We start from the raw sequence: 12,721 nt of genomic DNA, 5'->3' as shown, positions 1-12,721 counted from the left end.
ATGCGAGTGAGGCGCTATTGTCGCCCGGATTCGAAGGGCCGGTCGTGCCAGTAGTTGGGGTGACGGTGAAGATGGGCGATGGCAACGACCAGAATGTCACCCTCGACATCGGTGTAGACGACGCCATATGGAAAGCGTCGAAGCCGGCAACGGCGGGTGTTCGCACTCAGCGGGTGCCACGCCTGTGGATGGCTCTCGATCAGTCTGAAGGCGTCCAGGATTTCGACCAGGAAGGCGGACCCCAGGCCCGGCGCCTGTTCGTCGTACCAGCGGATCGCATCATCGAGTTCGGCCTGCGCGGGTTCGAGCAGGCGGACGGTCACGTCTTCGCGTACCTGGCGAGCACGTCCGACAGCGAGAGCGCGCGCAGATCGCCGCGCCGGTATGCAGCCACCCGGTCCTCGGCCTCGCGTGCCCATGCGGCATCGACGGTCGCGTCGGCGACGTCCACGCTGTCCAGGATCTCCTCGACGATCTTCAGGCGCGCGGCCGGGGACAGTTTCCTGGCGGCGGTGACGATGTCTTCAGGCTCGGTCATGGGGGGCGGCGTGTGCTTGCGAAGCGCCGAAACATTGTTGATCCGCACGTCGGCGGGTGCAACAGCGGGCGGCGCTAGTCACCCGGGCCGCGCAGCACCGGCGGCACCCAGTCCTCGGCCAGCGCCTTGCGGGGATGCAGCGCGCTGACGTGACCCATGAACGGCGGCCAGATGTGATAGCCGAGCAGGGTCCGCAGCCGCGGCGAGAAGCGGCGCGCGATCTGCGGCGGAATCGCGAGGAAATAGTTCTCCTGCGTGCGTGCCCAGGGTTCGCAGTACTGGTTGGAGAAGGCGAGCCGCGGCGCGGTGCTGCGGTTGCCGACGCCGCGATGCAGCAGCGTGCCCTGGAAGACCACGCAGGCACCGGCCGGCATCTGCACCGGCACGAGGCGGGATTCCAGATCGGCACGCGTCGGCGCATCCGCATCGAAGCCGTCGTAGATGCCGGCGACCTCGGTATCGCTCATCGCGTGGCTGCCGGGCAGGATCTCGGTGCCGCCGTTCTCGGCGGTGAAGGCATCCACGGCGACGATGGTGGAGATGCTGATCGCCGGGCGCGGGCGCGGAACCGGGTAGAACTGGTCGTCGTAGTGGATCGGCTGCGGCGTCTCGCCGGGCAGGATGCGGATCGCCTGGCTGGCGGTGAGCTGGTAGCCCGGCTGCAGCAGGCGGTCCAGCAGCGCGAGCACGCGCGGGTCTTCGGTGATGCGCTCGAAGATCGCGCCGCGCGCGACCAGTGCGTACACGCGCTCGGTGCGATGTCCTTCGAAGTTGTTGCGGCCGGCATGGCGGTCCAGGTGCGGCGCCAGCGCCTCGCGCACGGCGCGCAGCTCGTCCGGACCCAGGAAGTCCTCGATGATGCTGTAACCGTCGCGCCGCAGCTGCTGCAGATGCGGCGTGACGTCGAACGGGGGGCTGCCGTCGTCCATCGGCCCGGTCCTCGTGTCATCTCCTCGGGGTGCATCATAGTCCCGGGCGGATGGGGCGGATGGGGCGGATGGGGCGGATGGGGCGGATGGGGCGGATGGGGCGGCCGGTCAGTCGTCCCGCATCTGCACCGAAACGGCGTAGTCGAGCGCGATGCCGCACTCTTGCCGGCTGCGCGTTCCTCTGCACCGGAGGTGTCCGGCGACTTCGTGGCGATCGCTGCGCACGGCCGAGTCGACGGCGGGGCTCAGGTCGAAACCGCCGTCGCTGCAGTCGCGGTCGGTGCACTGCACATCGAAGAACGCCTGCATGTCGGGTGTGAATAGGCGGCGATGCGGCGAGGAATGCGGCTTGCCATCCGGCAGCGTGAACTGCAGCGAGATGCCGATCTCGGCAACGCTGGAGTACCGCCTGCCCACCGTCGTCGTCGCTTCGTAGGCAAGCTGACGCGCCTCGCGGGCGCGGGCGTCGAAGGCGCGCGGATTATTGGCCACGGGTGACTCCTGTGCCGGAAGGTGGGGCGGCTTTCGTCCGGGCCTGCCGCAGCCTTCGGGGAATGTGGGGCCTAGCGCCGGAAGGGCCGGCCCGTGAGCGCAGGCCGTGCGCGACGTGCGTGGATCAGCAGACGATCATACGCCTTCGGGCGCCGGCCTATTCGGCCTCGGCCCGTCGACGGCCTTGCTCGCGGGCCTCCGCCTCGCGACGCGCCTCGTCGATTTGCGCGAGGACCGCGTCGACATCGGCGGCCCCCGACGGGTGTTCGAAGTGCCCTGTGAGCGCCGAGTCGGGGCGCAGTTCGCCGCGTTCGTACAGCGACCAGATTTCATGCGCGTACTGGGTCTGCGCCAGCTCGGGCCATGCGTGCACGAAGGCATCGCGCATGTTGTTGACGTCGCGCTCGAACATGCGGAACGCGTTGTTGTTGCTCGCGGCGTCGACCGCCTGCGGCAGGTCGATGATGACCGGGCCGGCCGCGTCGACGAGCACGTTGAACGCCGAGAGGTCGCCATGGATCAGGCCGCTGCACAGCATGCGGACGATCTGCCGGAGTAGGAAGGCGTGCCATTCGCGCGATTGCCCGGCGGTGAGGTCGACCTCGTTCAGGCGCGGCGCCGGCTGGTCGTGCTCGTCGCGGATGAACTCCATCAGCAGCACGCCATCGAAGACGCCGTACGGCTGCGGCACGCGCACGCCGGCGGCTGCGAGGCGGTACAGCGCATCCACTTCCGCGTTCTTCCATTGCGTTTCCTGGAGCTTGCGCCCCTGGTGGCCACGGCCGGCCAATGCGCGTGCATCGCGGCTGCCGCGCGCCTTGCGGCCTTCCTGATACGCGGCCAGCTTGTGGAACCCGCGGTGCTCGGCGTCCTTGTAGACCTTGGCGCACCGGAGCTGCCCGCCGCAGTCGACCAGGAACACCGAGGCTTCCTTGCCGCTCTTGAGCTGGCGCAGCACGGCATCGACGATGCCGTCGTCGATCAGCGGTTGCAGGCCCCGGGGAATCTTCATGGAACGGCGTGTGGATGCGGATCAGGCCCTGGGGCCCGATCCGGGCAACTACCTTCTGGTCTTGTTCTTCTCGGCCTTGGCCGCGCGCTTTTCGAGCAGGGTCTTCGCCGGCTTCTTCTTCGTTTCCTTCTTGCGATCCATGCCCTTGCTCATGACCGCGAGTCCTCGGCGTCGTCCGGCGCCTGCTGCGCGGCGCTCTCGCTGCCGTCGGCCGGCGGCTGCGCGGCCCGCGCGAGCTTCTTGAGACGCTTCTCCTCGAGCTGCTGCGCCTTCTTCATCTCGCGCTGCCGCTTGTCGAAGCGATAGTTGGGCTTGGGCATGTCCGATCCACGGGAGGGGGCGTGCAGTGTAGAGGGTCTTGCCCGGCCCCGCCCGGAGGATCGCGGCGTGCTATGACGACGGCCCGGCCGCAGGCCGGTCCAGCATCCAGATGCGGTCCTGTCCCCAGGTGGTGAAGGCGCCCTGGCGGAAGCTCGGCACGCCCCACAGGCCGGCGTCGAACAGGGCGTCGCGGTTGGCTTCCGCGCGGGCGGTGTCGATGCCCTGCGCGAGCGTGCGCTGGGCGGCCGGCCAATCCAGCCCGCAGCGGGCGAACACTGACGCGAGGTTGGCGTCGAGGCACAGGTCGAGCCCTTCGGCCCAGATGCTCTGCATGGCGATGGCTGCGAAGCGCAGCTGGGTGTCGGGATCGGCGTCGTAGGGGTAGACGGTGAGCACGCGCAGCACGCCGTCGCCCACCGGGTCGTGGATGCGGCCGAAGGGGATGCCCTGCGCGGCGGCGCAGCGATGCACGTCACGCACGATGTAGAGCCGCTTGACCGCCGGCACCGGCAGGCCGCGCATGATCATCGGCAACACCGGGCGCGGCTGCAGCGTCGGGTGGCGGCCGGCCTCGCGCTGCCGCAGCAGCTCCACCACCGCGAGATACGAGTACGGGCTGCGGAAGCTGAACCAGCACTCCAGCGGCGCCGACGGATCGCGGTCGTCCGTCACCAGCCGACGGGCATCGAGCGGCGACAGCGGATCGTCGCCTTGCAGCGCATTGTCCGCCTGCAGGCGGGCGTGCAGGAAGTCGAGCCGATCCAGCGCCCAGAACCATTCGCCGCGGTACTGCCACATGGCCGGCAGGTAGTGGCCGAGCCGGCGGCGGCGCTCGGCGTTGGCCTGCAATACCAGCGCCGTGCGGTCCTCGCCGGGAGGCGGGGCCAGCGGGCGGCCGTCGCGCAGCGCGTCGAGGCAGTCGCGCTCGACGGCGAGAAACGTGGCGGCGTCGGGCGCCTGCGCCAGCCGCGCCTGCATGGCGGCGCGCTGCGCCGGCGGCACGGGGACGGGCGCAGGCAGGTCGTGGCAGGGCGCCAGCCGCGCGGCGTCGCGCGCGGCGAAGTCGCGCTGCTTCGCTTCCTCCGGATAGGTGTGCGCGTCCGGCGGGGGGACGAGACGCAGGTCCAGGCCGGTCGGCAGGCGCGCGTGGATGCGCCGCGCCAGTGCCGCGGCGAGCTGCGAGTGCGGGTCGCCCACCTCGTAGTACAGCTCCAGGCGGCGGCCCGCGCGCAGGCGCGCGAGCGGATCGCGCGAGCGCGCGACGCGCTCGGCGATGCGCGACTTGAAGGAGCGTGGCAGGCCGGAGATCGGCAGCCAGCGCAGCGGGGGTGTGGGTGCGGTCATGTGCCTTCCTTGCGAACGCCCATCATGCGGCAAGGCGTCGCGCATCGCCTGATCCTCGTCACGGGCCGGTCCGTCACTCGCCGCTACTCGCCGAAGGTGTAGCGCAGGTCCAGCGCGTACTGCGGCTCGTCGGGCACGGCGATGGTGACGTAGTTGCCGGCGAGCACCGGCTGGTCGACGAACAGCACGCGCTCGCGGGCGCCGCCGAGGTTCTTGGCGTTGAACATGATCGACCAGCGACGGTCGCCGGGAGCGATGCCCAGTCGCGTTGATCTTGGTCGTCGCCTTCTGGAAGCTCGCCGGGTCGAGGTGGGCATCGAGGTACTGCTCGCCCTGGTAGAGCACGTCGACGCCGAAGACGCCGCCCAGGTTCCTCCGCGGCCACAGCGGGAAGCGGACGGAGGGCGTGAAGCTCGCGGTCATGCGCGGCGCGAACGGCGTTTCGCGGCCGCTGAGATCCTGCGTCGGCGGTGGCCGCGGATCGTTGTCCGGATTGCATTCCGGCGAGGTGTCGGTGTCCTCGGCGGTGGCCGGGCCGCAGACGAAGCGGCCGTAGGACACGTCGCTGAGGCCGAGGCTGCCGGCCAGGCTCAGCCACTCCAGCGGCGGCAGCCATTGCCAGTCGATCTCCAGGCCCTGCGACACCGCACTCGCCGCGTTGATCGTGCTGATGTTGGTGCCGTCGAACAGGTTGACCTGCAGGTCGTCGAAGGCCACGCGGTAGACGGCGGCGTTCAGTACCAGGCTGCCCGAGAACAGGCGGGACTTCACGCCAGCCTCGCAGGACAGCGCGCTCTCGGGGCCGTACTCGAGGCGGCTCGGCGACATCAGCGGGCCGGAGTAGCCGCCGCTCTTGAAGCCGCGCGTCACGTTGGCGAAGCCGGTGACGGCATCGCTGAAGGCATAGCTCACGGCGACTTTCGGCGAGCGTTCGGTCTCGTCGCGCGACGACGTGCTGGCAAAGTCGCGCTGGCCGGCGAAGATGGCCAGCGCCGTGCACACCGGCCGGTTGTCGCACCGCGACGACTGGTCGCCGTGCTTGCGTTCGCGGCCGAAGCGATAGCCGAGCGTGAGTTCCAGGCGTTCGGTCAGCGCCCAGCTCGTCTGGAAGAACAGTGCCAGTGTTCGCGAGTCGACATCGGTGCGGTTGATCGAGATCTCGTTGGCCAGCTCGTCCGGGATGAGCTGGATCGGGCCCGGGGCATCGCTGAAGTCGTCCGGCAGGCCGAGCTGTTCGAGCAGGGCGCTGATCGCCTCGGGCGCCGTCGGCACGCGGCCGGCGAAGGAGGCGCCGCCGAGCACGAGGTCGATCACGCCGTTGAGATTGATCGTCGAGAACTGCGAGACGCGCGACTCGCTCCGCATGCCGAAGACGCCGGCGATCCAGCGCATGTCGCCGCCGACACCGAACGGTCCTGGCGTGAGCGCGGTCGCGCGCAGCTCGAAGGACTGCTGTCCGTAGCGATCGGCGCCGTCCGATTCCAGCGACTGAGCGTCGATGGGCGAGAAGTCGGTGTCGAAGCGGTAGGGCGTTACGACCTCGGCCTGCGCGAGGATCAGCTGGACGTCCGCGTCGTCGATCGCGCCGAGCGTGCCCAGGTGCTGGTTGAGCTTGAGCGCGACGCTGTACGAATCGCGATCGGTATAGGTCTGCTCGTTGAAGGACTGGCGGCCGTTGAAGGGTTCGTCCTCGGTCTGCGGGTCGGCCTGGCGGTAGCGTGCGAGCGATCGCTCGGAGGCGTGCTGCAGCTCGAAGACGGTGCCGTCGGCGCGCGAGCGCGCGACGAAGGCGTTGAGATCGGCGGTCAGCGTGTCGGTGGCGTGCCAGCGCAGCTTGACGCGGCCGGCCAGGTCGTCGGTTTCGCCGTGCTCGTCGCGCGTGGTGTTGTACATGCCCAGATCGCGTTCGCGGGCGCGGAACGAGACCCGCGCGGCGAGCACGTCGTCGATCAGGCCGAAGCCGACGCCGCCCTCGACGCGCCTCTCGCCGAGGCTGCCGGCGGCGACGGTGACGAAGCCGCCGGGATCGTAGGCCGCCGGCGCCGTGGTGAAGTTCAGCACGCCCGCCACCGTGTTCTTGCCGAACAGCGTGCCCTGCGGGCCGCGCAGTACCTCCACCCGGTCGACGTCGAAGATGCCGTCGGCGCTGAACGTGGAGCGGCCGTAGAAGACATCGTCGATCGACAGGCCGACCGAGGGTTCCAGGTTGCGACCGAGCGGCGGCGAGCCGAAGCCGCGGATGTTGATCGTCGGAATCAGGCTCGCGCCCTGCGAGAACTTGACGTTCGGCATGTACTGGAACAGCTCCTGCGGCTCGGTGACGGCAGCGTCCCGGATCTGGTCGCCGCCGATGGCCGACACCGAGATCGGCACGTCCTGCAGGCTCTGCTCGGTTTTCTGCGCGGTGACGACGATCTCCTCGATCACGCGGCCGCCGCCCTGCGGCGCCGCGGGTGGCGCTTCGGTGCGCAGCGGCGCGACCGGCACGACGGCCAGCGGTGCATCGCCGTCGGGTGTCGGCTGCACCGCGGCAGCGGCGCCGGCGTCGTCGGCCGGACCCAGCAGGGCGTCGAGTTCGTCACCGCCGGTGTCGTTCGCGGCGAGGCGGCCGATGCCGCCCAGCAGCAGCATGGCGGCCGCCGTGTGCGGCAGTCTCCGGCTCGATCGCATGTTCCTCTCCTCCAGCGCCGCGCTTGCGGACCACGCGGAGCGGCGGACGCCGGCTACCGAGATTTACATGGTGTCCACTTTGTATCAGCGGAAGTCCGTCGTCAACCGGTCCGGGTGGCGCTGAACGACTGCTTTCATCATCAATATTGACAGATTGTCAATAAACCGAAAGGATGCGCGCGTCACACGATTGCGGAGCTCCGATGCATCCCTCGACAGGCCGGGCCGCGCCGCCGGCGCACGTGCAGGTGAAGTCCCGCCCGGCGCGCGCTGCGACATGAGACGCAAGCTCGCGATCGGAGCGCTCATCCTGCTGCTCCTGCTGGCGGTCGCCGCGGCCGTCGGCGACCGCGTCCTGCTCAGGGCGATGCGCGCGCAAGTGGTCTCGACGCTGTCCGGCGAGGACTTCGCGCAGTACGCCGACGGCCTGAACATCTTGCTCTGCGGTGCCGGCTCGCCGATGCCCGATCCGGCGCGGGCGGGCCCCTGCGTGGCGGTCGTCGCCGGCGGCCGCATCGTCGTCATCGACGTCGGCAGCGGCGCAACGCGCAACTTACCGCGGTTCGGCCTTCCGCCCGGGCGCGTCGAGGCCCTGCTGCTGACGCATTTTCATTCCGACCACATCGACGGCATCGGCGAGCTGATGCTGCAGCGCTGGGCCGGCGGTTCGCGCGACACGCCGTTGCCGGTGCACGGGCCGGAAGGCGTGGAGAGGATCGTCGAGGGGTTCAACACCGCCTACGCGCCTGACTTCGGCTATCGCGTGGCGCACCACGGTCCCGGGGTGATTCCGCCCTCCGGTGCCGGTGCCCGGGCGGTGCCGTTCGCGATGCCGGCCGAAGGCGACAGCCACGTGGTGTTCGACGACGACGGCTTGCGCATCATGGCCTTCTCGGTGACGCATGCACCGGTCGCGCCGGCGGTGGGCTATCGCATCGACTATCGCGGCCGCAGCGCGGTGATCTCCGGCGACACGGTCAAGTCGGACAACCTCGCGCGCTTCGCCCAAGGCGTGGACCTGCTGGTGCACGAGGCACTGGCGGTGCATCTGGTCGACGTGATCACGGCCGGTGCGCGCGAGGCAGGTGCGGAGAACATGGCGCAGATCTCGCTCGACATCCACGACTATCACGCGACGCCGGTCGAGGTCGCGGAGCTGGCGCAGGCCGCGGGGGCGAAGCACCTGCTGTACTACCACATCGTGCCGGCGCTGCCGCTGCGGCGCCTGGAGAAGCTGTTCGTGCGCGGCGTTGCCGAGGTCTATGACGGTCCCGCGACCGTCGGCCGCGACGGCACTTGGGTCCAGTTGCCGGAGAACGGCGCGGACGTACGCTTGCGGCGACGCGGCTGAGCGTCCACCCTTCCGTTTTCCCCACATGCCGAGTACCGAGATGATCGAGCTCTACACCGCCGCGACACCCAACGGACACAAGGTCTCCATCGTGCTCGAGGAGCTGGGGCTGCCGTACAACGTACACGCCATCGACCTGATGCAGGGGCAGCAGAAGAAGCCCGAGTACCTGAAGCTGAATCCCAACGGCCGCATCCCGACGATCGTCGACACCGACAACGGCGACTTCACCGTCTTCGAGTCCGGGGCGATCCTGATCTACCTGGCGGAGAAGACCGGCAAGCTCCTGCCGCAGGATGCCAAGGGCCGTTCGCGTGCCCTGCAGTGGCTGATGTTCCAGATGGGCGGCGTCGGCCCGATGATGGGCCAGGCCAATGTCTTCTTCCGCTACTTCCCGGAGAAGATCCAGCCGGCGATCGACCGCTACCAGAACGAGTGTCGCCGGCTGTTCGAGGTGCTGGACCGGCATCTGGGCGAGAGCGAGTGGCTGGCGGACGAGTATTCGATTGCCGACATCGCCACCTGGCCGTGGGTGCGCACGTACAAGTGGTCGGGCGTGAAGATCGACGGCCTGGTGAACCTCAAGCGCTGGCTCGACGCAATGTACGCACGGCCCGCCTGCGTCAAGGGCATCGAGGTGCCGGTCAAGCTGCCGTCGCTCGACGAGGAGACCGACGCCACGCGGGCCTTCGTCAAGGGCGCGCAGACCATGCTGCAGAAGTGACCGCCGGGCGCGGCGGCGTGGAATGACGCGTCCCCACCTGCTCTACGGCTGGGAACTCTCGCTCTACAGCGGCAAGGTCCGCGCCTACCTGCGGCACAAGCGGATCGCGTTCCGCGAGAAGCGCGTGACGCTGTGGGACATGCGCGAGATCCGGTGCCGGACCGGCGCCAACGTCATGCCGGTGGTGGTCACGCCGCAGGACGAATGGCTGCAGGACACCTCGCACATCATCGACGTGTTGGAGACGCGCTTCGCCGACCAGCCGGTGGTGCCGGAGACGCCGCGCCAGCGTGTCGCGGCCTGTCTGCTCGAAGCCTGGGGCGACGAGTTCTGGCTGCCGAGCGCGATGCACTACCGCTGGCACTTCGACGAGAACTATCGCGCGGTCTTTGCGCCGGAGGGCGGCGACAACCTGCTGCCGTTCGCGCCGCGGTTCCTGAAGAACCGCGTCGTCGCGCGTGCGGCGGGGGCGATGCGCGGCTTCCTGCCGGTGCTCGGCGTCGTGCCGGCACAGACAGACAGTATCGAACGCTGGACCGTCTCGATGTGCGACGCCCTCGACGCACACTTCGCCCGGCATCCCTACCTCTTCGGCACGCGCGCGAGCCTCGGCGACTACGGCCTGATCGGCCCGTTGTATGCGCACCTGGGTCGCGATCCGGTGCCGGCGCGCACGCTGATCGCGCCGCGCCGGCATCTCGCCGACTGGGTGCGGCGCATGTGCGATCCGCCGGCCGATGCGCGCGGCGGCTTCCTGCCGGACGATGACGTGCCGGCGACACTGGCGCCGCTGTTCGCATCGGTCTTCGGCGAGTTCTGGCCGTATCTGCGCGGCACGCTGGACGAGGTGCAGAAGGCGACGCCGGACCTAGCGCCGGGCCGCGGCTATGCGCGCGCGCTGGGTCGGGTCCGGACGACGCTGGCCGGCAGCGACTTCGGGCTCAGCGCGCGGCCGTACAGCCTGTGGATGGCGCAACGCGTGCTCGACGCCTACCGGGGACTCGATGACGCGGGACGCACCGCGGTCGACGACTGGCTGGCGGCGGTCGGTGCCGCGGACGCGATGCGCCTGCCGGTCCCGCGCCTCAGGCGCATGGCGCTGCGCGTCGCGCCGGAATAGACCGGTGCGCCCGCAATCCGCCGCGCCAGCGACTGGCGGGATGTACACCGCCTACGTTTCCGACGTGTCCTACTACAGCGGCAAGCTCGAAGCCTATCTGCGCTATGCCCGGATCGCGTACCGGCGCGTCGAGATCAACACGCGCGTGATGCGCGAGACCATCCTGCCGGCAACCGGCTTCATGAAGGTGCCGTGCATGCAGTGCCCGGACGGGCGCTGGCTCAAGGACACCACGCCGATGATCGCCTGGCTCGATGCGCAGCACGGCGCGCCGTCGATCTATCCGGACGATCCGGCGCAGCGCTTCCTTGCCCTGCTGGTCGAGGACTACGCCGACGAATGGCTGTGGCGGCCGGCGATGTACTTCCGTTGGAACTTCGGCGACTCGCACGGTCTGCTGCGCCGCCGCCTCGGGCGCGACCTGTCCGCCGGCACCTGGCATTCCGCCGCCTTGCTCGGCTGGTTCATGCGCTGGCGCCAGTACCTCGTCTACGTGCGCGGCGACGGCGTGCGTCGTCACAACGCATCCGCGGTGCAGGCGCTGTATGCGCGCACGCTGGCGCAGCTCGAAGAGCTGCTGCGCGAGCGCCCCTTCCTGCTCGGCTCGCGGCCGGGCATCGTCGACTTCGGCTACTTCGCGTCGATGTTCCGGCATTTCGCGCTCGACCCGCACTCGGCGAAGCAGATGGTCGACACTGCGCCGAACGTCTACGCCTGGGTCGGCCGCGTCTGGGCGGCGCGTGCGGATCGCGAAGGGTGCGGTGCGTTCGCCTCGTTCGACGATGCGGCCTGGGACGCCGTCTTCGCCGAGATCGGTCGTGACTATCTGCGCTATCTCGATGCCAATGCACGGGCTTACGCCGCCGGTCGCCGGCGCTTCGACCTGACCCTCGACGATGCGCACTACCCGCGCATGCCGGTCGTGCGCTATCGCGTGGCCTGCCGCGAACAGCTGCTGAAGGCCTACCGGGCGCTGCCGCCCGACGCGCAGCAGGCCGTGCTCGGGCGCACGCGCGACAGTGGCGTCGCATCCTGGCTGCAGGACGCCGCCGACGTTCCCGCAGGGCTCGATGCCGAGTTCGAGCTGCCGCTGCGGCAACGCTATCCCGGCACGCGCTGGTACGGCCTGCGCGTCATGCAGGGCACGCCCTGGGACCTCCCCGAGCCGCCGATCCGCTCCGAGCCGGTCCGCCCCGAATAGCGCATGCCCTGAAACGGCTCGCTCCCCGCGATGGCGAAACGATCGCATCGCCGCGCCGACGCACCACCGCCGCCCATGCCCGCCCCGATCCCCAGTTCCGCCCAACTCGACGCGTACCGTCGCCGCAACGCCGAACGCCCCGTCGTGCTGTTCTACCGCTTCGGCCTGGGTGCCGACGTCACCCGCGCAGAAACCGTCACGAAGCTCGCGGCCCTGGCATCCGCGCATCGCGGCCGTTTGCGCTGGTCCGGCACCGAGGAGCAAGTCCTCATCGGGGTACTGCCGTTGTACCGGCACTGTGCGCGCCTGCACTTTGCGACGCGCGCGGCGGCGCTCGAGATGGTGCAGAGCCCGGCGCACGGCGAGCTGTTCGATGAGGCGGTGGCGCTGGAAATCGCCGTGCTCAACGAACAGCCGCGCGGCGCACGCCTCGCCATGCGCCTGATGGCCCTGGCCCTGCCGCGCTGGCCGTTCTTCGACAACCGCGCCGACTCCGCTCCCGAGCCGGGCATCGGCACCCGCATCATGCCGACCCAGGCGGCTTACGATGCCTTCGTCGCCCACCCGGACCCGCAGGCGCCCGTCGTGATGGTCAACTGGCTGCGCTTTCGCGAGCGGGCGGAGTACCCGGCGGACACCGTCGCTGACGGCGAGGCCGTGTCCGGCCAGACGGCCTATTACCGCTACGGCAAGCGTGCCTTCGTCGCGCTGCACAGTCTCGGTGCGCGGGCGCTGTTCGTCAGTCGCTACCGGCAGATGCTCGTCGGCAACGGTGGCGATCCCGGCGTCGATCTCTGGCACGAGTTCGCGATGGTCGAGTATCTCGGCCGCGCCGGATTCCGGCGGATGACGGCGCTGCGGCGCTACCGGGCCGCGCTGCACCACCGGGCGGCCGGACTGGCCGACGGCGGGCAGGGCCTGGTGGTGACGACGACGGGCGTCTGAGCGTCCGCCCGCAGCGTCGTGGCAAGGCACACCGACACCCGGAAGGCCCGGTCTCCTTGGTTATACTCCGGGCT

The 12,721-nt window shown here is 69.9% G+C and carries 12 protein-coding genes; 5 read left to right on the top strand and 7 right to left on the bottom strand.

All coding sequences use genetic code 11. The features are described 5' to 3' along the window. Nucleotides 1-14 precede the first annotated feature (14 nt). From C8D93_RS04395 to C8D93_RS04360, 7 genes are all read right to left on the bottom strand, one after another. Nucleotides 15-323 (bottom strand): type II toxin-antitoxin system RelE/ParE family toxin, encoded by a 309-nt coding sequence (locus tag C8D93_RS04395; protein ID WP_110263959.1) that lies wholly within the window; start codon nucleotides 321-323, stop codon nucleotides 15-17. Continuing rightward, nucleotides 320-538 carry an addiction module protein gene (locus tag C8D93_RS04390; RefSeq protein ID WP_110263958.1) on the bottom strand — a complete coding sequence of 73 codons (219 nt, stop codon included), beginning with the start codon at nucleotides 536-538 and terminating at the stop codon, nucleotides 320-322. Before C8D93_RS04390 ends, C8D93_RS04395 begins: the two co-directional genes overlap by 4 nt. A 74-nt stretch (nucleotides 539-612) precedes the next feature. Continuing rightward, on the bottom strand, nucleotides 613-1,467 hold the full coding sequence (locus tag C8D93_RS04385) for a phytanoyl-CoA dioxygenase family protein (RefSeq protein ID WP_110263957.1): 855 nt from the start codon (nucleotides 1,465-1,467) through the stop codon (nucleotides 613-615). Nucleotides 1,468-1,575: 108 nt separating this feature from the next. Further along, complete coding sequence (locus C8D93_RS04375) at nucleotides 1,576-1,959, bottom strand: hypothetical protein (protein WP_110263956.1); 384 nt, start codon at nucleotides 1,957-1,959, stop codon at nucleotides 1,576-1,578. 157 nt (nucleotides 1,960-2,116) lie between these two features. Beyond that, the gene (locus C8D93_RS04370; RefSeq protein WP_110263955.1) at nucleotides 2,117-2,971 is read right to left on the bottom strand and encodes a PA4780 family RIO1-like protein kinase; all 855 of its coding nucleotides are present in this window, start codon (nucleotides 2,969-2,971) and stop codon (nucleotides 2,117-2,119) included. Nucleotides 2,972-3,120: 149 nt separating this feature from the next. Further along, entirely contained in the window at nucleotides 3,121-3,291 is a 171-nt protein-coding gene (locus C8D93_RS20600) for a hypothetical protein (protein WP_170123879.1), read from the bottom strand. A 70-nt stretch (nucleotides 3,292-3,361) separates the two neighbouring features. Next, nucleotides 3,362-7,306 carry a TonB-dependent receptor domain-containing protein gene (locus tag C8D93_RS04360; RefSeq protein ID WP_146216502.1) on the bottom strand — a complete coding sequence of 1,315 codons (3,945 nt, stop codon included), beginning with the start codon at nucleotides 7,304-7,306 and terminating at the stop codon, nucleotides 3,362-3,364. A 277-nt stretch (nucleotides 7,307-7,583) separates the two neighbouring features. On the opposite strand from C8D93_RS04360, the gene C8D93_RS04355 reads away from it, so the two are divergent. The 5 genes from C8D93_RS04355 (at nucleotide 7,584) to C8D93_RS04335 (ending at nucleotide 12,647) form a co-directional block, all read left to right on the top strand. Continuing rightward, complete coding sequence (locus C8D93_RS04355; RefSeq protein WP_110263952.1) at nucleotides 7,584-8,657, top strand: MBL fold metallo-hydrolase; 1,074 nt, start codon at nucleotides 7,584-7,586, stop codon at nucleotides 8,655-8,657. Nucleotides 8,658-8,697: 40 nt separating this feature from the next. Then, nucleotides 8,698-9,381, top strand: coding sequence for a glutathione S-transferase family protein (locus tag C8D93_RS04350; RefSeq protein WP_110264343.1), 684 nt, complete (start codon nucleotides 8,698-8,700; stop codon nucleotides 9,379-9,381). A 22-nt stretch (nucleotides 9,382-9,403) separates the two neighbouring features. Then, nucleotides 9,404-10,501, top strand: a complete 1,098-nt coding sequence (locus C8D93_RS04345; protein WP_110263951.1) for a glutathione S-transferase family protein — start codon at nucleotides 9,404-9,406, stop codon at nucleotides 10,499-10,501. Between the two features lie 40 nt (nucleotides 10,502-10,541). Beyond that, nucleotides 10,542-11,702 carry a glutathione S-transferase family protein gene (locus tag C8D93_RS04340; protein ID WP_170123894.1) on the top strand — a complete coding sequence of 387 codons (1,161 nt, stop codon included), beginning with the start codon at nucleotides 10,542-10,544 and terminating at the stop codon, nucleotides 11,700-11,702. 75 nt (nucleotides 11,703-11,777) lie between these two features. Beyond that, nucleotides 11,778-12,647, top strand: a complete 870-nt coding sequence (locus C8D93_RS04335) for a hypothetical protein (RefSeq protein ID WP_110263949.1) — start codon at nucleotides 11,778-11,780, stop codon at nucleotides 12,645-12,647. The last annotated feature ends 74 nt before the right edge of the window (nucleotides 12,648-12,721 follow it).

The sequence above is a fragment of the Sinimarinibacterium flocculans genome (assembly GCF_003201205.1).
Lineage (GTDB): Bacteria > Pseudomonadota > Gammaproteobacteria > Nevskiales > Nevskiaceae > Solimonas > Solimonas flocculans.
This window is presented reverse-complemented; position numbering and strand designations above follow the sequence as displayed.

What these genes read in the sequence shown, in the direction of transcription:
- C8D93_RS04335 (WP_110263949.1), top strand. Translation starts at nt 11,778, where the DNA reads ATGCCCGCCCCGATCCCCAGTTCCGCCCAACTCGACGCGTACCGTCGC.
- C8D93_RS04370 (WP_110263955.1), bottom strand. Translation starts at nt 2,971, where the DNA reads ATGAAGATTCCCCGGGGCCTGCAACCGCTGATCGACGACGGCATCGTC.
- C8D93_RS04390 (WP_110263958.1), bottom strand. Translation starts at nt 538, where the DNA reads ATGACCGAGCCTGAAGACATCGTCACCGCCGCCAGGAAACTGTCCCCG.
- C8D93_RS04360 (WP_146216502.1), bottom strand. Translation starts at nt 7,306, where the DNA reads ATGCGATCGAGCCGGAGACTGCCGCACACGGCGGCCGCCATGCTGCTG.
- C8D93_RS04350 (WP_110264343.1), top strand. Translation starts at nt 8,698, where the DNA reads ATGATCGAGCTCTACACCGCCGCGACACCCAACGGACACAAGGTCTCC.
- C8D93_RS04340 (WP_170123894.1), top strand. Translation starts at nt 10,542, where the DNA reads ATGTACACCGCCTACGTTTCCGACGTGTCCTACTACAGCGGCAAGCTC.
- C8D93_RS20600 (WP_170123879.1), bottom strand. Translation starts at nt 3,291, where the DNA reads ATGCCCAAGCCCAACTATCGCTTCGACAAGCGGCAGCGCGAGATGAAG.
- C8D93_RS04355 (WP_110263952.1), top strand. Translation starts at nt 7,584, where the DNA reads ATGAGACGCAAGCTCGCGATCGGAGCGCTCATCCTGCTGCTCCTGCTG.
- C8D93_RS04385 (WP_110263957.1), bottom strand. Translation starts at nt 1,467, where the DNA reads ATGGACGACGGCAGCCCCCCGTTCGACGTCACGCCGCATCTGCAGCAG.
- C8D93_RS04345 (WP_110263951.1), top strand. Translation starts at nt 9,404, where the DNA reads ATGACGCGTCCCCACCTGCTCTACGGCTGGGAACTCTCGCTCTACAGC.